Origin of the sequence: Pseudomonas sp. CFII64 (assembly GCF_000416235.1) — a bacterium.
In the GTDB taxonomy this organism is placed as follows: domain Bacteria; phylum Pseudomonadota; class Gammaproteobacteria; order Pseudomonadales; family Pseudomonadaceae; genus Aquipseudomonas.
Genome location: NZ_ATLO01000047.1, coordinates 1 through 22,385 on the forward strand (window position 1 = coordinate 1; position 22,385 = coordinate 22,385).

Sequence of the window (22,385 nt, forward strand, 5' to 3'; positions counted from 1 at the left end):
CGCTGCGGCTCGGTACGCTGAAGGTTGATTCAGAAAAACGGGCGGATGCACTGACTTCTTCGCGGACAAGTCGGAACGCCGCCCGCACGCTCCGACGGAGTCGGTGTTTACCGCGAGTCTTTAATCTGCAACACAATCTTCCCCACATGCCCACCCGATTCCATATACGCGTGCGCCGCCACTACATCGCTCAGCGGGAATGTCTTGTCGATGACCGGCTTGATTGTGCCGGTCAGCAGATGCGGCCAGACGTCGTGCAGCACGCCCGCGACAATGGCTGCCTTCGCCGCCGCCGAGCGGTCGCGCAGTGAGGTGGTGTGCAGTGCGGCGCGTTTGCTCATCATTTTGCCGAGGTGGATGGGCGCTTCGCGGCCGCTTTGCAGGCCGATCATGACGATGCGGCCGTCGACCGCCAGCGCCTCGATGTTGCGCGCCAGGTAGGCGGCACCCATGTTGTCGAGGATCACGTCCACGCCGCGGCCTTCGGTCACCCGCGCCACCACGTCGACGAAATCTTCGTTGCGGTAATCGATGGCGACGTCAGCGCCCAGTTCCAGGCAGCGTTGCAGTTTGTCTGGCGAACCCGCCGTGGTCAGCACGCGTGCGCCCCATTGTCTGGCCCATTGAATCGCCAGTGAACCCACGCCGCCCGCGCCGCCGTGAATCAGCACGGTTTCCCCCGGCTGCAAGCGTCCGATATCCCGCAGGTTCGACCAAAGTGTGCAGGCCGCTTCCGGCAATGCCGCCGCTTCGAGCAGCGACAGGCCTTGCGGGCAGGGCAACACATGCTCGGCGTTGACCGCAACCTGCTCGCCATAACCGCCACCGGGCAGCAAGGCGCAGACTCGGTCGCCGACGGCCCGGTTGCTGACGTTCGCGCCGACCTCAGTGATGACGCCGGAGCATTCGATGCCGAGGATGTTTTCGCCCTCGGTTTTCATCACGTAAGTGCCGCGCCGTTGCAGGAGGTCGGAAAAATTCAGTGCCGTGGCGTGGATGTCGATCAGCACCTCGCCGGGCTTGATGCCGGGCGTTGGGCGTTCTACCAGCTGCAATACGTCGGGGTCGCCGAAGCGTTCGAAGATGACGGTTTTCATGAAAGGGCCTCCGGTTAAACAAGGCAATTCGTAGGAGGGAATTTATTCCCGAAGACGTCAGCGAGCACAGCGCAAATGTGTGGTAGTCGCGCTGGCCCCTTCGGGAATGAATTCCCTCCTACAGTGTTTATCGCAAGGGCAGCATTATTTCCCGCCGTCGACCATCACTTCGCTGACTGCCTGGCTTTCCAGATTCCACTTCTTGAGGATGGTCTGATAGGTGCCGTCGCGGATCACGGTTTGCAGGCCTTTGACCAGGTCGTCGCGTACGTCGGTCTTGGCTTTGTCCACCGCAAAACCGAAGTGATGCAGGGACAGCGGCTGACCGATCAACACATAGGTGTCGGGTTCCTGGCTGATCAGGTACTTCACGTATTCCGGGCCGAGGACCACGGCGGCGAGGCGTTCCTGTTGCAGGTCCAGACGTGCCGCCGAAGCGCCAGCGGTGCCTTGCACGGTGGCGGCGGGTTTGCCGGCGGCGACGCAATGTGTGTCGTTCCAGGCCATGACTTCCGGGTAGTAATTGGTGGTGCGCGGGGTGCCGATGTTTTTCCCGCAGAAGGCTTCCGGTGTCGAACCCAGGCTGGTGTTGCGCACTGTGGTGAACATCTGCGCGCCGGTTTGCAGGTAATCGACAAACGTCATGTCGGTGCGACGTTTGGGCAAGTCGGTGATGGCGGTGCCGATCACGTCGATGCGCCCGGTTTTCAGGCTGCTGGTCAGCTGCTCGAAGGTCATTTCCTGATACTTGATCTCGACGTTCATCGCCTTGCCCAGCGCGTCGAACAGGTCGATGTTGAAACCTACGCTTTTATTGGTGGCCGGATCGCGATACGACATCGGCGGGTAAGTCGCTTCCACGCCGACGTTCAGGGTTTCCCGGGCCTGCGCCACGTTGCAGCAGGCTGCGATACCCAAGGCCGCGAACAGCATCGAAGCTTTATTGCTCAAATCCAGCATGGTCAATTCCTTACGTCAGAGATAAGGGCAGCAAGGCTTCAAGGGAAGCGCAAAAGATCCAGCAGGTCTTGTAGGTCTGTTTTTTGATCCAGCTTCAGGCACAGCGCGGCGAGGCGTTCGACGTGCAGCTCCGGCAATGCGCGCGCCGCCAGTGAGCGAAATTTTTCCAGCAGCGCATCATCGCCAATCGGGTTGAGCGGGCCGCCCAGCGGGGTTTTGACTTGCCGGGACGCGCGGCGGCCATCCTTGCTGGTCAAGGTCAGGCGCGGTTCATCCAGCGGCGCGAGGGACGCATCGCGGTGCATGCGAATGCGCTGCATGAAACCCAGCACATTCGGATCCGTGCGCTGCTTCTCTTCGTAAGCTTCCAGCCCGGCATGGCCCAGCAGGCAACGCACGGCCAGCGCGTATGGCAGGCTCATTTGCGAGGCGGCCAGTGTGGCGGTATCGAGCCCCGCGCACATGCCCACCAGAAACTCGCTGGCGCTGACGTCGATGGCTTCGATCTCGTCAGCCTTGATGCCCAGGTCGCTGAGCAACTCACCGATGGCATCGATGGCCGAGTGCGTGCCCCGGCAAGCGGCGTAAGGTTTGATTGAGCAGCGGGCGAGTTTCCAGACCACGCCCAGATCGGCAGTCAACGCCGCCGGTTGCGCGGTGTCCCGCGCCAGGGTGCGCAGGAATCCGCCCCATACGTCATCGAACACCTGATTCGGTCCGGTCACGCCTTCGCGAGCCAGCAATACGGCGAGCACGCCGCCTTCAGCCGGGCGGCCGGCATGCAGCTTTTTGCTGTCGGCGCCGTCATGGATAAACGCCCACAAACCGCCGCTCATGCTTGCCGCCAGGCCCAGCGCCGAAGCGGTTTGTGTGGCATCCAGTCTGAGCAATCGGGCGCACGCCGCCGCTGCGCCAAACACGCCGCAGGTGCCGGTGGAATGCCAGCCGGCTTCGTTGTGCGGCGAGTAACCGCCGCAGGCTTCCAGCACGCGTCGGGCAACGTCGTAGCCGATGACCATGGCGTTGATCAGCTCTTTGCCGTTGGGCATCGGATCGCACAACGGCAGCACTGCGAGCATGGCCGGCACCACCACAGCGCCGGAGTGATCGCAGCCACCGGCATCGTCCAGCTCCAGGGCGTGGGCGGCGATGCCGTTGACCAATGCCGCGTTACGCGCCGACAAGCCTTGCTCGGTGCCCCAGATCACCGACGCGCCGTCGGATTCGCTGGCGTTCATGGCGCGCAAGGTGCGTTGGGTCAGCTCGGCTTGCGAGCCTGCAAGCGCCGCGCCCAGCGTGTCGAGAAAGTGCCGCTTGGCTTTCTCCACCAGTGGCGCGGGCAGGGTGGCGTAATCCGTCTGAGTGACGAACTGGCTGAGGCTGTGCAGTGGATTGTTCATGATGCGTGGCTCGGACGATGGCGCTCGAAAACAGCGGCGGGATGATCTTCTGGCAGGCTGTTGTTGCTTTCGCTCCACCAGTCGGCGACCTCTTCAGCGGTGGCAAACCACACATCCGGCTGCGCCTTGAGCCAGGTCAGCAGTTCCAGCAGCAAACCACTGCGGCCAACGGTGCCGAGGGTTTCCGGGTGCAGGCGCATCACGTAGCAGAGGCCAAAACGATGGAAGCCTGCGAAATCCTGCTGCCAGTTTTTCAACACCTCGGCATAAGACGCGATGCGCGCCTGGCTGACCGGCACGGCGGGGGCGAGGTTGAAGGCGAAATAAGGTTCGTCTTCCAGTTCGCAATGCAGCGGCAACTCCACCAGCGGTGCCGAGTCCATCTGCGTTACCGGATGCAAATAAGGCAAATCGTCCCCCGACCAGGAAGACGACCAGCTGATGCCTTCGGCGCGCAATGCATCGACAAAACCCGGCGCGTAGCTGCCGGCTGGCGCACGAAAACCGCTGGGGCGTTGCCCGGTCATTTCGGCGATCACGTCGCAGCCGCGTTTGAGCGAGGCGTGCTGCGCGACCAGGTCCAGCTGGGAGAAGTCTTCATGGCGATAACCGGCGCAGGCGATTTCATGCCCGGCGGCGTTGATCGCCTGCACCACTTGCGGATTCTCTTCGGCGACGATGCCGGGAATGCACCAGGTGGCGGGGATTTGCTGATCGTCGAGCACTTCCAGCAGCCGCTGCACGCCACGCGTGGTGCCGTAGCGCCACACCGACAGGCTCTTGTCGCGCCCGGCAATGGCCGGAACCTGGGTGAGGATACCGTGAATGTCGTTGTAGTCGATGGTGATGACCACCGCGCAGCGATACGGCGCGGGCCAGACGGATTTCGCTTCAGTCATGGCGATGCTCCTTGAGCCAGAAGTTGGCGACGTCGTTGCAGGTGGCGAACCACACGTCCGGATGGCTGTGCATGTGTTCCAGGAAGCGTTCCAGCAACAGAATGCGTCCCGGTTTGCCGCTGATCTTGGGGTGGAACAGCGTGGTCATGCACAGGCCTTCGCGATAGGTGCCATCGAACTCGCGGCACCAGTTATCCAGGGTCTGGTCGTAGCTGGCGATGCGGTCCAGACCGGCCGGATAGTTCGGCGCGCGGGTGTAGGCCAGTGACGCGTAATCGTCGAGTTCCCAGCGACCGGGGATTTCCACCAAACCGTTGGCGTGGCCGGGAACGTCGATGAAATAAGGTCGGTCGTCGCCGCGCATGCTGCTGGAGTAGGTCACGCCGCAGTCCATGAGCAGGGCCGGGGTTTCCTGGTGCCAGTCGCCGGAAGGCGTGCGAAAACCGGTGGCGGTGATGCCCAGGTAACGCTTGAAGATATCGGCGCTGATCTGCATGACTTCGCGCTGGGCCTTGAGGTCCAGGGCAAAAAATGATTCGTGGCGATAGCCGTGATAAGCCACTTCGTGGCCGTGTTCGAGAATGGCCTGACATTGTCGCGGCCAGTTTTCCACAATCCAGGCGGGCACGAAAAAAGTCGCCGGTGTGGCATGCGCCTTGAGCATGTCCAGCAAGCGGGGCAGGGCGCGATACGGACCGTAGCTGCCAAAGGTGAAGTATTCGGGTTTTTGCCAGATCGAGCCGTCGAGCATCGCGGCGCCGGTCGGGCCGTCCAGATCGAAGGCCAGGGCTACGCTGGCGCGGGCATTTGCAGGCCAGCGCAGGTCGGTCGTGCCGAGCATGGTTTTCTCCAGTGCGGACTGATTCAAAGCACCCGCCTGAGTCAAGTCAGGCGGGTGGGAAGGGGCTTACTTCGCGCCGTTGAGGGTCGCTTCGGCCACTGCGCCATCTTTGAGCTGCCACTTGTCGAGGATCTTCGCGTAGCTGCCATCCTTGATCATGTCGTTGAGGGTGGCGATGATCGCCGCGCTCAACTCAGGATTGTTCTTGGCCACGCCCAGACCGGTCAGCTGACGCGCCAGCGTGCCGCCGATCACCTTGAACACGCCAGGCTCCTGGCCCTGAATGTACGGCAGGGTTTCGCTGCCTTGCACGGCGGCATCCAGACGCCCCTGACGCAGTTGTGCACGGGCATCGGCGCTGCCTTCGGTGCCGATCACAACGATGGCCGGCTTGCCTTTGGCGACACAGTTGACGTCACTCCATTTGGCGATTTCCACCGGGAAAGTGGTGCGGCGGCTGGTGCCGATTTTCTTGCCGCACATGTCGTCGATGTCCTTCAGATCCTTTTGGGATTCCAGGGTGTAGAACTGCGGGCCGGTGCTGAAATAGTCAACGAAGTCGACGGTCTTCTGGCGCTCCGGGGTATCGGTCATGCCGGACATGACGATGTCGATACGGTTGGTCGCCAGGCCGCTGACCATTTGTTCGAAGGCGGTTTCCTGCCAGCGGATTTCGATGCCCAGGCGCTTGCTGATTTCAGTGCCCAGATCGTAGTCGATGCCGGTCAGCTTGTTGGTGGCCGGGTCTTTGAAGTCCATCGGCGGATAGTTCGGGGCGATGCCGGCCGAAATGTAACCTTTCTCGGTGATGGATTTTGGCAGCACGTGGGTGTCTGCTGCCCAGCTGGAAACCGAAATCAGGGCGGACAATACGGCGGTAGCGGTAAGCGCGAAAGTTTTCACATCGACATCCTCAAAAGGGCGGTTGGTTTCAGTTCAGAACGGCAGCAATAAAATCTTGAGTGCGCTGATTGCGCGGGTTCATCAGGACATCTTCCGGCGCACCGGTTTCGATGATCTGCCCGGCATCCATGAACACCACGCGATTGGCGACTTCGCGAGCAAAGCCCAGCTCGTGAGTCACGACCACCATGGTCATGCCGCTCTTGGCCAGGTCACGCATCACCGACAACACCTCGCCCACCAGCTCGGGGTCGAGGGCGGAAGTCGGCTCATCGAACAGCATCAATTTCGGGCGCATGGCCAGGGCGCGAGCGATGGCCACGCGCTGTTGCTGGCCACCGGACAACTCGATGGGATAGCTGTTGGCCTTGGATTCCAGACCGACGCGCTTGAGCAATTCGAACGCCAGCGCGCGGCATTCTTCTACCGGCTGACGCAAGACCTGCACCGGGCCTTCGAGGATGTTGTCCAGCACGGTCATGTGCGCGAACAGGTTGAAACGCTGGAACACCATGCCGGTCTTCAGGCGTTGTTTGGCGATCTGCTTGTCGCTCAGCTCGATCAGCTTGTGACCTTCGGAGCGGAAGCCGACGATTTCGTCATCGACCCACAAACCACCGGCGTCGACTTTTTCCAGCTGATTGATGCAACGCAACAGCGTGCTTTTGCCGGAGCCGGACGGGCCGATGATGCACAGCACCTCGCCGTGGGGGATTTCCAGATTGACGTTCTTGAGCGCCTGGAAGTCGCCGAAGAACTTGTTCACGTCTACTGCCTTGACGATGTTCAGCATGATCAGCCTCCTGGGCTCAGTTACGTTTGCCAGCGCCACGGGCGAAGCGTTTTTCCAGTCGCGCCTGACCCAGGGTCAGCACGGTCACCACCGCCAGATACCAGATGCCGGCCACGATCAGCAGCTCCATGACCCGGGCGTTGGCGTAGTAGATGTTCTGCGCGTTGTGCAGCAGTTCCGAGTACTGAATGACGCTGGCCAGACTGGTCATTTTCACCATGCCGATGAACTCGTTGCTGACCGGCGGAATGATGATGCGCATGGCCTGGGGCAGGATGATCCGGCGCAGCGCCTGCAAGCGCGGCATACCGATGGCCTTGGCCGCTTCGTACTGGCCGCTGTCCACCGACAGCAGACCGGCGCGCACCACTTCGGCGGTGTAGGCGCCCTGGTTGATGCCCAGGCCGAGCAGCGCGGCGGCGAACGGGGTGATCACTTCGACGGTCTTGAACTCGAACAGACCGGGAATGCCCAGGGTCGGGAAAATCAGCGCCAGGTTGAACCAGAGCAGCAGCTGCAGAATCAGCGGCGTGCCCCGGAACAGCCAGGTGTAGCTCTGCGCCACATAGCGCAGCAGCGGGTTCTGCGACATGCGCATCACCGCCACCACGACGCCGAGCACGACCCCGAGCGCCATGGCTAGGATCGACATGGTGATGGTGTTCAACAGGCCGAACATGATCGATTCGGCGGTCAGGAACTGGGCCACGAACGACCATTCGATGTTGCCGTGAATGAACGCCTGAACCAGCCCGATCAACAGCACCGCAATCAGTGTGGCGGCGGCGTAACGGCCGAAGTAGCGGCGTGGGACGACCTTGTAGGCCGAGATGTCGTACTTGGCGGCGAGCGACACGCGCTCGTCTTTGCCTGGGGCTTGAATCTGTGCCATGTGCCTTGCTCCCGGTATTGGTTTAGCCGCGCGGACCGGCGTAATCCAGAGCCCATTTTTCCTGGGCGATCATCTGCTGTTTGAAGCGCGCGATTTGCTCGGCAACGCGGACCGGCGAAGTGCCACCCCAACCGCTGCGGGCGGCCAGTGCAGCTTCCAGGGTCAATGCGTCGAGCACTTCTGGCGTGAGGCGCGAATCGGTGTCAGCCAGTTGCTTGGTCGTGAGTTCGTCGAGGCCGATGTCGTTCTCTTCGCAGAGCTGCACCAGCTTGCCGGTGATCTCGTGGGCCTCTTTGAACGGCACGCCGCGCACCGCCAGCCAGTCGGCGACTTCAGTGGCGAGGGTGAAGCCCAGCGGTGCCTGACGCAGCAACTCGTCGGCGCGCACTTTCATGGTCTGCACCATGCCGGCGAAGGCGGGCAGGACCAGATGCACGGTTTCCAGGCTGTCGAGAATTGCGTGTTTGTCTTCGCTCAAATCGCGGTTGTAGGACAGCGGCTGGGCTTTGAGCACCGCGAGGATGCCGGTCAGGCTGCCGATCAAACGACCCGATTTGCCACGCGCCAGCTCGGCGATGTCCGGGTTCTTTTTCTGCGGCATGATCGAGCTGCCGGTGGCGTAGCCGTCGTCCAGTTCAACCCAGCGGAATTGACGCGACGTCCACAGGCAAAATTCTTCGGCCAGACGCGAAATATTGATGCCGAGCATGCTGCTGCAAAACAGGAATTCGGCGACGTGGTCACGGCTGGCAACCGCGTCGATGGAGTTCTCGCACGGCCCGGCGTAACCCATTTCGGCGGCCGAGCGCTGCGGGTCGCGAGCGATGGCGGAGCCGGCCAGTGCGGCGGCGCCCAGCGGCGACAGATTGAAGCGTTTGTCCCAGTCCTGCAGGCGCTGGATGTCGCGATGAATCGCCTGGGCATGGGCCATCAAGTGATGGGCGAACACAATGGGTTGAGCCTGTTGCAGGTGGGTGAAGCCCGGCGCGATGGTGTTGATGTGTTGCTCGGCCTGGGACACCAGCGCCTTTTGCAATTCGAGAATTGCCAGGGTCATGACCCGCACTTGATCACGCAGGAACAGACGCATGTCGTTGGCCGACTGGTCGTTGCGCGAACGACCGGCGCGCAGTTTGCCGCCCAGCGTGCCGAGGCGCTCGGTGAGCAGGCGCTCGATGAAGGTATGCACGTCTTCGTCGGCGGCAATCGGCTCGATGGAACCGGCGGCGAAATCTTCGTCAATGCTGCGCAACGCTTCGATGATGCGCGCGGTTTCGGCGGCGTCGAGCAGGCCGGCGCGGTTCAGTTCGTTGGCGTGGGCCTTGGAGCCGGCGATGTCGTACGGGGTCAGGCGAAAGTACGCTTTGGGAGATCTGGACAGATTGGCCATGGCTTCGGCCGGGCCGGATTTGAAGCGGGCTCCCCAAAGACGATCAGTAGCATCAGACATGTAAATTCTCCGTTGGCACGTGGTTTGCTCAAGCACTATCAAGCGATGTGAAGATCGCCGGGTGGCAGACAGATGAGCAATGGAAGTTTGGCTTCAAACAATAATCAATCGATTCGATGGGAGGGATGCTAGGAAAAATCAACAAGCGGGGAAATGTTTTAAATGACAAGTCAACTTACTGAAAGTGGAAACCTGCCCAAGCGAAGTGGTGATGTGGCGATTTCAATGGCCAGTGCCATGGACTTGAAACTGTTCAAGGTTTTTCGGGCAGTGGTTGAATCAGGAGGATTTACCGCCGCACAGGTAGAACTCAATATCAGCCTGGCGGCTATCAGCAAACAGATATCGGATCTTGAAATACGCTTGGGCATGCGTTTATGTACGCGCGGGCGGGAAAAGTTCTGCCTTACAGAACAAGGCAAGATTATCTACGAAGCCAGCCTGGACCTGTTCATGGCCCTGGATAACTTCCGCGATCGGCTGGGAAATGTGCGTGGTGAATTGCTCGGAGACCTTAACATTGCGGTCATCGATAACACCGTTTCCGATCCGGATTCACCCTTGGTGGAGGCCCTGAAAGCCTTGCAGGACAAGGCTCCAAAGGCCAGAGTGCGTTTGAATGTGGCGCCGCTGGACGAGATCGAACAGGGCATTCTCAAAGGCCGGTTCGCCGTCGGCATCGTGCCGGTGTACAGCGGCAAAGATGACTTTCAGGTCATGCCGTTGTATGACGAAACTTCAGAGCTCTATTGCGCGTCCAATCATACTTTCTTCGCAATGCGCGATGAAGATATTGACGAGAAGTGCCTCGCCCAGGCCGAGTTTGTCGAGCACGCTTATGCCGTGCATACAGCAAAGCCAAAGCTCCTTGGGTTGCGTAATGTGACCGCGGTTGCAACCCAGGTAGAAGCAGTGGCGATCTTGATCAAGACCGGTCGTTATCTGGGTTACTTGCCGACTCATTGGGCCAGAAGTTACGTCGAGCGCGGCGAGATGCGCGCCGTAATGGCGCAGACATTTGGCATAGCCACGCCGTTCAAACTGTTGTACAGACAACAGGTGCCACGCAACCCGTTAGTGGATGTTTTCCTGCAAATCATGCAGGAAAGTTCCGGTGTTAATAACGTCGGGTAATAACTTCTCAATAAATGCACGGCAACGGTGCAATGTTGCGTATATCGGTAACAAGTGCACCTTATTTGCCCATCAGGCTGGCGCTGGCTTCTCTTGAACAGCCTCACGCAGCTTCTGCAGGAAAATCGATTCGGCCTTGGTCAGGCGCTGGTCCAGATTCCACATCAGATTGATATCCACCGAACCCACGCCCGCTTCGGGCGGCAGACGCCATAAGCGACCCGCCTGCAATTCGTTGTGACAGATGTGCTGCGGCAGACAGGCAATGCCGAAACCTGCGAGCACCAGACGCAAGATTTCCTGAGTGTTGGCCGACGAGGCGACGATCTGCCCGGTGAGTTCGTGGTGGTCCCGAAACTCGGCCAGCGACGACAGCGTGCCGCCCAGCAAATCTCCGGTGAAAATAATCAGCTGTTCATTGCGCAGATCATCCAGCGTCAAGTCTTCGCGCCCGAACAGCGGATGCAGGTCACTGCAATAGAAGCCGTAATGCTCTTGGGTCAGGCATTGCTGGCCGAGCCAGACGGGCGCGGCGCGATTGACCGCCAAGCCGAAGCTCGCGGTTTTCTGCGACAGCGCGCTGAGGATCGCGTCGCTGGACTGCACGTCGATTTCCAGGGTGATGCCGGGATAGTCACGGTGCAGCTGGGCGAGGAACTTGTCATATATAGCGCAATGAATACCGCTCACGGTCAACAGCCGAACCTTGCCGACGATCTGGTCTGAGGTACGCTCCAGCGCGGCGTCCAGCTGGGTGAAATGCCCCTGCACGTCAGCGGCTACGCGCAAGGTTTCGATGCCCGACTGAGTCAGCAGAAAACGCGGTCCCCGCCGCTCGATCAACGCCGTGCCCAATTGTTCTTCCAGACGCTTGAGCGCCTGGCTGACCGCCGGCTGCGACAAATGCAGGCGCGCGGCCGCACGACTGATACTCAGTTCTTGAGCGACCACTTGAAAAGTGCGCAGCAGATTCCAGTCCAGCCGTTCGCCCAAGGGTCTGGAGGACGGGCGGATCGGCGTTGCCTGGCTGGTGGTTTGAGTCACTTCGCGGCCTTTATTGGTGAAAAAAATAATGAATATAAGCAATCGCACATTGTGCTTGCGTAACGTTTGCTCTTAAAAAGACTGCACGAAACACGCCATGACCTTTTCTGATGGTAAGCACCATGTCCTCTTCTGCACGCTCCACGACGTTGCCGCTGCACATGCCCCAGGCGGAACGCGACGCCCGCTGCGAACTGGCCGCGCTCTATCGTTTGCTGGCCCATTTGCGCATGACCGATTTGATCGACACGCACATTTCCCTGCGTGTACCCGGCGAGGCCGGACATTTTCTGATCAATCGTTACGGCACGCTGTTCGAACGCATGACCGCCAGCCAGTTGGTGAAGATCGATGGCCAGGGCAATGTCGTGGATGAGTTCTTCCCCAATCATCGCGTCAATCGCGCCGGCTTCGTGATTCATTCGGCGATCCACACGGCGCGCCCTGATGCGCATTGCGTGATTCATACCCATACCGCAGCGGGCATGGCGGTTTCGGCGCAGGCGGCGGGCTTGCTGCCGCTGAGCCAGCACGCGCTGAAGTTTTACAACCGCCTGAGTTATCACACCTACGAAGGCATCGCCACGGACACCGCCGAGCGCGAACGTCTGGTGGCCGATCTGGGCAGCACCCGCGCGATGATTCTGCGTAACCATGGTTTGCTGGTCACGGGTGGATCGGCGGCTGAAGCGTTTTCCAATATCTATTTTCTGGAGCGCGCCTGTCAGGCGCAGATCCAGGCGCTGGCCGGCGGCACGGCGCTGATTCAACCGGACCCGCAAGTCTGTGAGCACACCGCGCAACAGTTCGAAGCCGACGACTCTGAAGGCATTACCGAACTGGCCTGGGAAGCGGCGCTGACCATGATCGACGCCCAGCGCAGCGAATACTGCTCATGAAGCCTCTCGTGTTGCTGGGCACCGGTAATGGCCTGGAGCGGGTTCGGGAAATGCTCCTGGCGCGTGAGCCTGAGTTGAACATCGTCCGGCCAGACGATGCCGATGCGCAGCAGGCGGAAATTGCCCTGTGCTGGAATCCGGCACCCGGCAGTCTGGGTATGTATCCGTACCTGCGGCTGATCCATTCCATCGCTGCCGGGGCCGATCAGATTTTCAAGGACCCTAGTCGTGATCCGCAGATTCCGGTCTGTCGCATCGTCGATCCGGATCATCGCCTGGGCATGGTCGAATACGTGCTTTGGGGCGTGCTGCATTACCACCGGGGTTTTGATCAGGTTCTGCGCAATCAGGCATGGGTGTTCTGGGATCGCCCGGCACAGCGTCCGGCCAAACAGACCAAAGTCGGCGTGATGGGCTTGGGTGAACTGGGGCGCGCGGTTGCTTCGCAACTGGCCGCCCTGGATTTCGATACCCGTGGCTGGGCACGCCGTGCGCAGCAGATCGAGGGTGTGACCACCTTTCAGGCGGGCGAGATCAAGGCGTTTTTGAGCGAACTGGACATTCTGGTCTGCTTGCTGCCTCTCACCCCGGAGACCGTCGGCATTCTCGGCGAGGAAACCTTCGCGCAAATGGCACCCGGTTCGGTGGTGATCAATTGTGGGCGCGGTGAACACTTGAACCGTGAAGACTTGCTCGCCGCGCTGGACAGCGGTCAGTTGCGCAGCGCCTTGCTGGACGTATTCGAGCAAGAGCCGTTACCGGTTGACGATCCATTCTGGCGTCACCCACAGATTTGCGTGACACCGCACATTGCATCGTCTGCGTCCTATGAAGTGATCGCCGGGCAAATTCTGGACAATCTGGCGCGCCTCGAAGCGGGAACGCCTTTGGCCAACGAGATCAATCCGGAGCAGGGTTACTAGCGGAAGCTGAGACCGCAATTCGGCAGGAGGGGACTTGTCCCCGAAGACGCCAGTGCTAGCGCTGAAGATCTTCCTCGCCAGACCCGGCGCCTTCCCGGACAAGTCCGGTCCTACCGAGCCCACGCAAACCGGTAGGAGGGGACTTGTCCCCGATGGCGTTTGCGAAAGCGGCGCAAAGTTTGAGCTATGTCATTGTCCGGTCAATTTTTCGGGGATAAGTCCCCTCCTACCGGTAAGGCACTATTTGTTCACGTTTTTAAAACAGTCATCCAATAAGAAATGCCATCGCGAATGTATTGGCGAGCCACACACTTTTTTGAACTGCCAATAACTTTCCCGACCGCCCAACAGAGGTGGCGGGATGCGATAACCAACGGAGCAGCTGTAATGAATGTGAATAAATTGAGCGTCCTCGCCCTGGCGATGGCGGCGGGCACTGTGCAACCTGTTTTTGCTGATTCCCAGGCGGACGCAACCGGTTTTGTCGAAGGTTCGAAGTTGAGCGTCAAGGCGCGCAACATGTACATGAACCGTGATAACCGCGCCACCGGCGCAACCCAGGCTTACGGAGAAGAATGGGCGCAAGGTTTCATCGGCAGTTTCGAATCCGGGTTCACTCAGGGCGTGGTCGGTTTCGGTATCGACGCGTTGGGCTTGTACGGTTTGAAGCTGGATACTGGTGACGGTCGTACTGGCGGCGGCACGGGGTTGCTGGAACAAGACAGCAGCGGCGCGAAAGACAACTACGGCTATGCCGGCGCAGCGGTAAAAATGCGCGTCTCCAAAACCGTGGTCAAGTTCGGTGACCAGTATGTCAACAACCCGGTATTCGCCACTTCCGACAGCCGTCTGCTGCCGGAAACCGCCCAGGGCCTTTTGATCACCAGCAATGAAATCGACAACCTGACCTTGCAAGGCGGCCACTTCACCGCGTTGAAAAACCGTAACCAGAGCAATCATGACAGCGCTGGCCTGACGAGCATCAACTTCGGTGGCGGTCTGTATAAATTCAACAAGAATCTGTCCAGCAGCCTCTATTACTCGGACGTTGAAGATTACTGGCGCAAATACTACGGCAGCCTGACCTACGCCCTGGCCTTGACCCCCAATGACGTCGTGAAGTTTGACTTCAATGCGTACGACACCAAAAGTGTCGGCAAGGAACTGGGCGGTGATCTGGACAACACTATCTGGAGCCTGACCGCCGGTTATACCCTTGGCGCGCACACCTTCCAGATTGGTCGTCAGCAAGTCAACGGCACCGGCGACTACAAGTACGGCGTTGACGGCAACAGCACCGTCTTCGTCGGCAACTCCATTCAGTATTCCGACTTTAACTACGCCAACGAAAAATCCTGGCAGGCGCGTTATGACATCAACATGGCCACGTATGGTGTGCCGGGTCTGTCGTTCCTGGCGCGTTATATCAAGGGTGAAGACTTCACTACGGCTACCGGCGACAACGGCAAGGCGTGGGAGCGCGATATCGACGGCAAATACGTGGTTCAGGCCGGTCCAGCCAAAGACCTGAGCCTGCGCGTGCGTCACGCCAGCTATCGCAGTTCGGATCGCGGCGGCGAAATCGACGAAATTCGCGTCATCGTCGAGTACCCGCTGAGCATCCTGTAACCCCTTTCGATCTCCCCATCGAAATCAAAGCTCACTCCGCGCATCACGGAGTGAGCTTTTTCATTGGGGCAGCGGGGTCGGCCAATCACGGGGCCTGAACGCTTGCCCACTTTTAAGCAGGGCTTCCCGAGCCGTTAACGGTGGCGTCCAGTTGAGCAGCGTTTGCGCCTTGCTCGAATCAACAACCAGAGAAGCGCATAACGTCGAATACATGGATTGTTTGCCGACCATTCTCGCGCCCCAGCGCATTAGCCAGTCTGGCACCGGTAATAATCGCGCCCGGCCTCCCATGCTGGTGGCCAGTTCACTGACTATCTGCGAAGTCGACATATCCACGCCGTCCGAAACCAGAAACAGTTCATTGGCAGCGGCAGGATGTGCGATACACAGCGCAATGAAATCCACCAGGTTTTCCAGGGCAATCATGCTGCGCTTGTTATCGATCAAGCCAAACGGCATCGGCACGCCCGACGCCACCCAGCGTAACAGGCGCGGAAAGTTACGCGGCGCGTGAGCGGCGTAGACCAGCGGTGGGCGAATAATCACGAAAGCCATGGCTGTGTCCGCCAGCAAAACCATCAGCCCGCGTTCGGCCTCAAGCTTTGACCGCGCATAGTCGTCTTCTGGCGCAGGCACGGATTCTTCATTGAAGGGGTCGTGGGTCGTGTGCGAGCCATTGACGCCTACGGAGCTGATGAAGATGAACCGCTTTACTCCAGCGGCCAGCGCTTGTCGGGCGAGGGCCAGCGTTCCGTCGACATTGGTTAGCCAGAGTTGCTCCAGCTGGCTGATGCCGGGGCCGGTAGGTGTCTTGAGATGAGCGGCGACATGAACGACCACATCCACACCTTGCAACGCTGCAGACCAATCAGTTGTTGCACAGCAATCGCCCACGGGAATCAACGGGGCAACGGATGGAGCAGGGTGCCTGGTACGTGTTGTGCCTGAAACCTCGTAATTCGTCTCGGCGGTCAATTTCCCCAGTAACGCTTTCCCGATATAGCCGGTTCCACCCGTGACAAGTATTTTCATAATCATCCTGAAATAATCAAACATTAGTTACGCAGCCCTGCGCGTTGCAGCTCGCGGGCACTCTGATTTACGGGGGAAGGTTAGTCGTTGTTCAAGAGGTTAGATTTTTTTTAGCGCAACTGTCTAGCGCGCTAATGAACCGCTTTTCGGCTTTTCTCAGGAAGTTAACAGGTGTGTAGCGGGTAATTGTCAGGCGGTGCGAATAATAACGCGACGTTTCAAACAGACAGCTTGAAAAGCGAACAGCATGTGCTGAATGTAATTAATTGAACAATCGATTGAGTGTGTAACTCCAGAGTTACAGGTAAATCGCCGAATTTGCAGCGGGTGCAGAAAAAACCGCGCTCTGCACCCGCGCATGATCAAGCGACGTGGGCTCAGGCAAAGACAAAATACTTGCGGACCGTCTCGACGACTTCCCAGATGCCTTTCATGCCCGGCTCAACCACAAAGATGTCACCGGCCCGCAAATGAATCGGGTCCATGCCATCCGGGGTGATGATGCAGTAGCCTTCCTGGAAGTGGCAGTATTCCCACTTCACATAGTCCACACGCCATTTGCCCGGTGTGCAGATCCAGGTGCCCATGATCTTGCTGCCGTCTTCGGACGTGTAGGCGTTGAGGTTGACGGTGTGCGGGTCGCCTTCGAGTTTTTCCCATTTGCAGGCATCGAGCACCGGCAGCGGGTGGGTATCGCGCAGGACAGTAATCGGCGTAGACATGGACAGCTCCAGGGTATGGGCGAAAATCGCTTGGCTACCTTAGGGCGGTTGGTTGCCGCCCGATTGTCTGTGCTCGACATCCGGGTATCCAGAAGCGCAGCTCAAAACCGCCAGCAACGCCCCGGCGTAACCCGGCAGGGCCGCGAAATCCACGGCACACAGCAGCAGTTTTCGGTCGGCCCATGGGTCAGTCAAGGCGATGCTTTTGAACTGACGTTCGCCCTGCCAGCGCTCGATGGCGGCTTGGGGAACAATGCCCAGGCCAGCGCCGCGGGCAACCATCCTGATCGCGGCGGCAAACCCTTCGGCCCGCACCCGGATGCGCAGGCGTTTTCCGGCGTGCAGCGCCTGGCCTTCGAGGTAAATCGCCATGGCGCTGTTGACGGCCAGGCCGACAAATTCGTAGTCCAGCAGCTGGCTGAAGCTCAGGGTGGTCTGATCCTGCAACGGATGGTCCAGCGGCATGATCACCGCCAACGGGTCGGCGCGGAACGGTCGGGTCTGCAGGTCGCTGGCATCGACGGCGTCGGAAATGATCCCGATGTCCGCCGTCCCATGACGCACTGCATGCAGGATGCGCAGGCTCGGATGTTCCTCGACTTCAATGTCGATGTTGGGATGACTCACCAGAAAATCCGCCAGCAATTCCGGCAGGTGTTCACTCAGCGTGGAGGTGTTGCACAGCAGGCGCACCTGACCTTTGAATCCTTTGGCGTAGTCGGCAAGGTCAAACTGCATGCGCTCGACCTGCTGCAGGATCAGTCGAGCATGCTGCGCCAGCGCCTTGCCTGCCGGAGTCGGTGTCACGCCGCGTCGGCCGCGTTCGAGCAGGGCAATGTCCAGCGACGCTTCCAGCCCGCGAATTCTGGCGCTGGCCGAGGCCAGGGATAGATGACTGCTGGCTGCGCCGGCGGTGATATTGCCGCTTGCGAGCACGTTCAAGAACAGTCGCAGATCAATCAGATCGAAGTGCATGGTCAGCCTTTGACGTGCGCGTTAATTTCAGCCTCTGTCTGAGCTTGAGGCTGGCTCAATGCATGACAGATTTTCAAAGCCTGCGGCTCGCGTCAGCATAGGCCCATGAATGCAATTATCCAACACTACCAAACACTCGGCTGGGCCTTGTCGGCACTGGTGATGGGTACCTTTTTGCTGGCCGGCACGGTCAAGGGCGTCATTGGCCTGGGGCTGCCAACAGTCGCCATGGGATTGCTCGGGCTGGCTATGCTTCCGGCGCAGGCAGCCGCGTTATTGATCATACCGTCGACCTTGACCAATCTTTGGCAACTGGCGGCGGGTGGGCAATTGCGCGTGCTGATCCGGCGGCTGTGGCCGCTGCTGCTGATGATCCTCATCGGCACCGGACTGGGCTCGATCGGTGTCGGAATGAGCGGTGGGCATTCGATGACCCGGGCGCTGGGCGCGGCATTGCTGCTGTATGCCTTGAGCGGGCTGTTGCTGCCGACGCTGCACATTGCGCCCCGACATGAAGCCTGGCTGGGGCCGCTTTGCGGGTTGCTGACCGGCATCATCACCTCGGCCACCGGCGTGTTTGTCATTCCGGCGGTGCCGTATCTTCAGGCGCTCGGGTTGGAGCGCAACCCGCTGGTGCAGGCGTTGGGCCTGTCATTTACCGTCTCGACCCTGGCGCTGGCCGGTGGCCTGTTCTGGAACGATGCCTTGGGCGGCGCGGAGCTGGGCGCGTCACTGCTGGCGCTGATTCCCGCGTTGCTCGGCATGTGGCTCGGCCAATGGTTACGCCAGCGCATCAGTGCGCAACTGTTCAGACGGGTTTTCTTCACGGGCATGGGCGCGCTGGGTTTGCATCTATTGATTGGCGGCTGAATCGACATGCTTTGTTGTCTTTAACAGCGCTAATATCCAGGCTGTTTTGAATGGAAGACAACAATGAAAGCGCGCTCTGATGAATTGCAGGTGTTTATCTCGGTGATCGAGTGCGGGTCGATTTCCGCTGCCGCTGAACAAGTCGGACAAACGCCTTCGGCCATCAGCCGGACCTTGTCGCGCCTTGAAGCCAAACTGGAAACCACGCTGATCAACCGCACCACGCGGCGCATGGACCTGACCGAAGAAGGCAAATTCTTTCTCGAGCGGGCCAGGCTGATCCTGGCGCAGATGGAAGAACTGGAAGAGCGGCTTTCCCTGCGCCAGCAGACGCCCGCCGGACGTTTGCGAATTAACGCCGCGTCGCCGTTCATGCTGCATTCGGTGGTGCCTTATGTCGCCGAGTTTCGTGCGCTGTATCCGGATATCCAGCTGGAACTCAACAGCAACGACCTGATTATCGATCTGCTGGAGCAAAGTACGGATGTTGCCATTCGCATCGGTGCCCTGGCGGATTCGACCTTGCACGCGCGCTCGTTGGGCAGCAGCCCGCTGAACATCCTCGCCAGCCCGGCCTATCTAAAAAAGCATGGCACGCCAGGCAGCGTCGCAGCCCTGGCCGAACACGTGCTGTTGGGTTTCACCCAGACCGAATCCCTCAACCACTGGCCGTTGCGCCATGTTGAAGGTGATCGATTGTTTATCCAGCCGGCTATTGCCGCTTCCAGTGGCGAAACCTTGCGCCAGCTGGCATTGGCGGGTGAGGGCATCGTGTGCCTGTCGCACTTCATGACCCATGAAGACATTCGCCTGGGTCGGCTCAACGTCCTCTTGCCCGATGCCAACACCGGCTATCGTCAACCAATTAACGCCGTGTATTACCGCAACTCGCAGCTGGCGCTGCGCATCCAGTGTTTTCTGGATTTCATTCAGCAGAAGATGGCGGGGTATGCGGTCTGAATATCTCGGGCTGTGTCATCCCGTAGGACTGGCTTCAGCCGGGAGGGTGTGCTCCCGGCTGAAGCCAGTCCTACAGTTCTGTGCGAGATTCGTGCCTGCAGCGCAAAAGTCATTTCACCCATCCCGCCTTTTTCATCATGAATCCGCAGCCGATACTGATCCCATCATTCATCGCAACGTTGGGAGTCACCATGAACGTATTCATTACAGGCGCCGCCGGTTTCATTGGTGGTTCCATCGCTACCGGCCTGATCAAGAAAGGGCATCAGGTTACCGGCTTGGTGCGTAGCGCCGAACAGGCCGAAGAAATGATCGCGCTGGGTATCACGCCGGTCGTTGGCACGCTTGACGATAGCGCGTTGCTCACCGAGCAGGCGCGCAAAGCCGATGCCGTGATCAACGCCGCCAGCAGCGATCATCGCGGCGCGGTGCAAGCGCTGATCGAAGGGCTCAAGGGTTCGAACAAGCCGTTCCTGCACACCAGCGGTTCGAGCATTGTCGGCGATGCGTCCGGCGGCAAGGGCAGCGATGTCATCTATTACGAAGGTCAGTTGCCGGAGCCGACCGCCGACAAGGCTGCGCGGGTTGCCATCGACAATCTGGTGCTCGATGCCGCCAAACAAGGCGTGCGTTCGGCAGTGATCTGCAACACCTTGATCTACGGCCACAGCCTGGGCGTGAAGCGCGACAGCGTGCAGTTGCCGCGATTGATCAAGCAGGCGCAAAAGAGCGGCATCATGCGCCACGTCGGTCCGGGCGAGAACATCTGGTCCAACGTGCATATCGAGGATGTGGTCGAGCTGTACGCGCTGGCGCTGGAGAAAACCCCGGCCGGGACCTTCTACTTCGTCGAGAGCGGCGAGGCGGCATTTGTCGACATGAGCAATGCCATCGCCAAGGCGTTGGGCCTGGCCGTGGTGCAGGACTGGCCGCTCAAGGATGCCGAAGCCGAATGGGGCTATGAAATGGCCAACTACGGCCTGGGTTCCAACAGCCGCGTGCGGGGCAAGAATGCTCGCGAACTGCTGGGTTGGGTGCCCAAGCGTACGTCGGTTACCGACTGGATCCGCGACGAGCTGGTTGTTTAAGACCTGCGACGCGCAATTGCCAAAAAGCGGCCACCTTCGGGTGGCCGTTTGCGTTTGTGCCATTCCTGGTCATTAATCAGTGCCGTCAGTTCTGCAAATAATAAGGAAGCGCTATGCGACTCGTCATGTTCAAGACACTGGCTTTGTCTGTGGCCATTGTCAGCTCGTCGGCGGCGTTCGCCGTCACGCTGGAAGGCGGTGCCGTGGCTTCGCCGGACCAATACGGCGCTGAAGTCGCGGCGCAGATTCTCAAGAAAGGCGGCAATGCCGTGGACGCTGCGGTGGCGACGGCCTTTACGTTGGCGGTGACTTATCCCGAAGCCGGGAACATCGGTGGCGGTGGCTTCATGACCCTGTTCATGGATGGCAAACCGTATTTTCTCGATTACCGGGAAACCGCGCCAAAGACCGCCTCGCGCAACATGTACCTGAACGACAAGGGCGAAGTCATCGAAAACATGAGCCTGGTCGGCGCTCGCGCGGTAGGCGTGCCGGGTACGGTGATGGGCTTGTGGGAGGCGCATCAGAAGTTTGGCAAGTTGCCGTGGTCCGAACTGCTGACCCCGGCCATCGGTTACGCGCAGAACGGCTTCAAGGTCGCCGAAAAGCAATACATGTATCGCCAGGAAGCTCTGCAACTGTTCAACGGCACAACCAATTTCAACGATTATTTCGGCAACATGAAAGTTGGCGAAACCCTGCGTCAGCCGGAGCTGGCCAAAACCCTGGAACGCATCGCCGACAAGGGCGCCAAAGAGTTTTACAGCGGCCAGACCGCTGATTTGCTGGTGGCGCAAATGCAGCGCGATAACGGCCTGATCAGCAAACAGGATCTGGCGGATTACCAAGCCATCTGGCGCAAGCCGCTGCACGTCAACTGGCGCGGCAACACGCTGTATACCGCGCCGCTGCCCAGTTCCGGTGGCGTCGCATTGGCGCAACTGATCGGCATCAAGGAACAGCGCGCCGATGACTTCAAGGGCGTCGAACTCAACTCGGCGCGCTATATCCACCTGCTGGCGGAAATCGAAAAGCGCGTGTTTGCCGACCGGGCGGATTACCTCGGCGATCCGCAATTCTCCAAGGTGCCGGTCAACGAATTGATCGATGAGGCGTACCTCGCCAAGCGGGCCCACGAGATCAACCCGACGGCGATTTCACCGACCGAAAACATCAAACCCGGCCTTGAGCCGCATCAGACCACACACTTCTCTATCGTCGACAAGCAAGGCAACGCCGTCAGTAATACCTACACGCTGAACTGGGATTACGGCAGCGGCGTTGTGGTGAAAGGCGCGGGCTTCCTGCTCAACGACGAAATGGACGATTTCAGCTCCAAACCGGGTGTGGCCAATGCCTTTGGCGTGGTGGGCGGCAGCGCCAATGCCATCGAGCCGGGCAAACGCATGTTGTCTTCCATGAGCCCGAGTCTGGTGACCCGCGACGGCGAAGTGACGCTGGTATTGGGTACGCCGGGCGGCTCGCGGATTTTCACCTCGATCTTTCAGGTGCTGAACAATATCTATGACTACAAGTTGCCGTTGAAGGAAGCCGTCGGCGCGCAACGGGTGCATCACCAGTTGCTGCCCAAGGACACCATCTACTACGACGCCTACGCGCCACTGACCGGCAAACCTGCCGAAGACCTCAAGGCCATGGGTTACAGGCTGGAGGATCAAGGCTGGGAAATGGGCAATGTGCAGGCGATCAAGGTTGATGGCACGAAGCTGGAGACAGCATCCGATCCACGGGGCAGGGGAGTGGGGATGGTGGTGAAGTAAACGAGCCCGTAGGACCGGCTTTAACCGGGAGGGCGGCATCTCTGACGAAGCAGATGCAGCGAATGTAACAACCACCTCCCGGCTAAAGCCGGT

General features: G+C 59.7%; 21 protein-coding genes. 8 read left to right on the plus strand and 13 right to left on the minus strand.

Annotation, left to right across the window (positions count from 1 at the left end; all coding sequences use genetic code 11):
• Positions 1–107 precede the first annotated feature (107 nt).
• The 9 genes from CFII64_RS22125 to argH all read right to left on the minus strand — a co-directional run bounded on the left by CFII64_RS22125 (position 108) and on the right by argH (position 9,235).
• Positions 108–1,097 carry an NAD(P)H-quinone oxidoreductase gene (locus CFII64_RS22125; protein WP_020293079.1) on the minus strand — a complete coding sequence of 330 codons (990 nt, stop codon included), beginning with the start codon at positions 1,095–1,097 and terminating at the stop codon, positions 108–110.
• A gap of 144 nt (positions 1,098–1,241) precedes the next feature.
• Positions 1,242–2,057 carry a transporter substrate-binding domain-containing protein gene (locus CFII64_RS22130; protein ID WP_020293080.1) on the minus strand — a complete coding sequence of 272 codons (816 nt, stop codon included), beginning with the start codon at positions 2,055–2,057 and terminating at the stop codon, positions 1,242–1,244.
• Positions 2,058–2,095: 38 nt separating this feature from the next.
• On the minus strand, positions 2,096–3,457 hold the full coding sequence (locus CFII64_RS22135; protein ID WP_020293081.1) for an MmgE/PrpD family protein: 1,362 nt from the start codon (positions 3,455–3,457) through the stop codon (positions 2,096–2,098).
• Positions 3,454–4,356 carry a polysaccharide deacetylase family protein gene (locus CFII64_RS22140; protein ID WP_020293082.1) on the minus strand — a complete coding sequence of 301 codons (903 nt, stop codon included), beginning with the start codon at positions 4,354–4,356 and terminating at the stop codon, positions 3,454–3,456. Before CFII64_RS22140 ends, CFII64_RS22135 begins: the two co-directional genes overlap by 4 nt.
• A complete protein-coding gene (locus tag CFII64_RS22145; protein ID WP_020293083.1) occupies positions 4,349–5,197 on the minus strand; it encodes a polysaccharide deacetylase in 849 nt (282 codons plus the stop codon). The genes CFII64_RS22140 and CFII64_RS22145 overlap by 8 nt, the downstream gene beginning before the upstream one ends.
• A gap of 66 nt (positions 5,198–5,263) precedes the next feature.
• Complete coding sequence (locus tag CFII64_RS22150) at positions 5,264–6,100, minus strand: ABC transporter substrate-binding protein (protein ID WP_020293084.1); 837 nt, start codon at positions 6,098–6,100, stop codon at positions 5,264–5,266.
• Positions 6,101–6,128: 28 nt separating this feature from the next.
• Complete coding sequence (locus CFII64_RS22155; protein ID WP_020293085.1) at positions 6,129–6,893, minus strand: amino acid ABC transporter ATP-binding protein; 765 nt, start codon at positions 6,891–6,893, stop codon at positions 6,129–6,131.
• A gap of 16 nt (positions 6,894–6,909) precedes the next feature.
• The gene (locus CFII64_RS22160; protein WP_020293086.1) at positions 6,910–7,785 is read right to left on the minus strand and encodes an amino acid ABC transporter permease; all 876 of its coding nucleotides are present in this window, start codon (positions 7,783–7,785) and stop codon (positions 6,910–6,912) included.
• Between the two features lie 22 nt (positions 7,786–7,807).
• On the minus strand, positions 7,808–9,235 hold the full coding sequence (argH, locus tag CFII64_RS22165) for an argininosuccinate lyase (protein WP_020293087.1): 1,428 nt from the start codon (positions 9,233–9,235) through the stop codon (positions 7,808–7,810).
• Between the two features lie 162 nt (positions 9,236–9,397).
• On the opposite strand from argH, the gene CFII64_RS22170 reads away from it, so the two are divergent.
• Positions 9,398–10,369, plus strand: coding sequence for a LysR family transcriptional regulator (locus CFII64_RS22170; protein ID WP_044901617.1), 972 nt, complete (start codon positions 9,398–9,400; stop codon positions 10,367–10,369).
• Positions 10,370–10,441: 72 nt separating this feature from the next.
• Here the strand turns inward: CFII64_RS22170 and CFII64_RS22175 are convergent, their stop codons facing one another.
• A complete protein-coding gene (locus CFII64_RS22175) occupies positions 10,442–11,413 on the minus strand; it encodes a LysR family transcriptional regulator (protein ID WP_256208153.1) in 972 nt (323 codons plus the stop codon).
• A gap of 122 nt (positions 11,414–11,535) precedes the next feature.
• Between CFII64_RS22175 and CFII64_RS22180 the strand changes: the two genes are divergently transcribed.
• From CFII64_RS22180 to CFII64_RS22190, 3 genes are all read left to right on the plus strand, one after another.
• Positions 11,536–12,312: a class II aldolase/adducin family protein gene (locus CFII64_RS22180; RefSeq protein ID WP_044901628.1), complete on the plus strand. Its 777-nt coding sequence runs from the start codon at positions 11,536–11,538 to the stop codon at positions 12,310–12,312.
• Positions 12,309–13,235, plus strand: a complete 927-nt coding sequence (locus tag CFII64_RS22185; protein WP_020293091.1) for a glyoxylate/hydroxypyruvate reductase A — start codon at positions 12,309–12,311, stop codon at positions 13,233–13,235. The genes CFII64_RS22180 and CFII64_RS22185 overlap by 4 nt, the downstream gene beginning before the upstream one ends.
• A 387-nt stretch (positions 13,236–13,622) precedes the next feature.
• Positions 13,623–14,864, plus strand: coding sequence for an OprD family porin (locus CFII64_RS22190; RefSeq protein ID WP_020293092.1), 1,242 nt, complete (start codon positions 13,623–13,625; stop codon positions 14,862–14,864).
• A gap of 60 nt (positions 14,865–14,924) precedes the next feature.
• On the opposite strand, the gene CFII64_RS22195 is transcribed toward CFII64_RS22190, so the two are convergent.
• The 3 genes from CFII64_RS22195 to CFII64_RS22205 all read right to left on the minus strand — a co-directional run bounded on the left by CFII64_RS22195 (position 14,925) and on the right by CFII64_RS22205 (position 17,593).
• Positions 14,925–15,920 carry an NAD-dependent epimerase/dehydratase family protein gene (locus CFII64_RS22195; protein ID WP_229635575.1) on the minus strand — a complete coding sequence of 332 codons (996 nt, stop codon included), beginning with the start codon at positions 15,918–15,920 and terminating at the stop codon, positions 14,925–14,927.
• A gap of 353 nt (positions 15,921–16,273) precedes the next feature.
• Positions 16,274–16,618 carry a cupin domain-containing protein gene (locus CFII64_RS22200; protein ID WP_020293094.1) on the minus strand — a complete coding sequence of 115 codons (345 nt, stop codon included), beginning with the start codon at positions 16,616–16,618 and terminating at the stop codon, positions 16,274–16,276.
• 39 nt (positions 16,619–16,657) lie between these two features.
• Positions 16,658–17,593, minus strand: a complete 936-nt coding sequence (locus tag CFII64_RS22205; RefSeq protein ID WP_020293095.1) for a LysR substrate-binding domain-containing protein — start codon at positions 17,591–17,593, stop codon at positions 16,658–16,660.
• Positions 17,594–17,698: 105 nt separating this feature from the next.
• Here CFII64_RS22205 and CFII64_RS22210 point away from each other — a divergent pair, with 105 nt between their 5' ends.
• The 4 genes from CFII64_RS22210 to ggt all read left to right on the plus strand — a co-directional run bounded on the left by CFII64_RS22210 (position 17,699) and on the right by ggt (position 22,292).
• Positions 17,699–18,463 (plus strand): sulfite exporter TauE/SafE family protein, encoded by a 765-nt coding sequence (locus tag CFII64_RS22210; RefSeq protein ID WP_020293096.1) that lies wholly within the window; start codon positions 17,699–17,701, stop codon positions 18,461–18,463.
• Positions 18,464–18,526: 63 nt separating this feature from the next.
• The gene (locus tag CFII64_RS22215) at positions 18,527–19,423 is read left to right on the plus strand and encodes a LysR family transcriptional regulator (RefSeq protein WP_020293097.1); all 897 of its coding nucleotides are present in this window, start codon (positions 18,527–18,529) and stop codon (positions 19,421–19,423) included.
• 191 nt (positions 19,424–19,614) lie between these two features.
• Positions 19,615–20,511 carry an NAD-dependent epimerase/dehydratase family protein gene (locus CFII64_RS22220; RefSeq protein ID WP_020293098.1) on the plus strand — a complete coding sequence of 299 codons (897 nt, stop codon included), beginning with the start codon at positions 19,615–19,617 and terminating at the stop codon, positions 20,509–20,511.
• Between the two features lie 113 nt (positions 20,512–20,624).
• Positions 20,625–22,292 carry a gamma-glutamyltransferase gene (gene ggt, locus CFII64_RS22225; RefSeq protein WP_020293099.1) on the plus strand — a complete coding sequence of 556 codons (1,668 nt, stop codon included), beginning with the start codon at positions 20,625–20,627 and terminating at the stop codon, positions 22,290–22,292.
• The last annotated feature ends 93 nt before the right edge of the window (positions 22,293–22,385 follow it).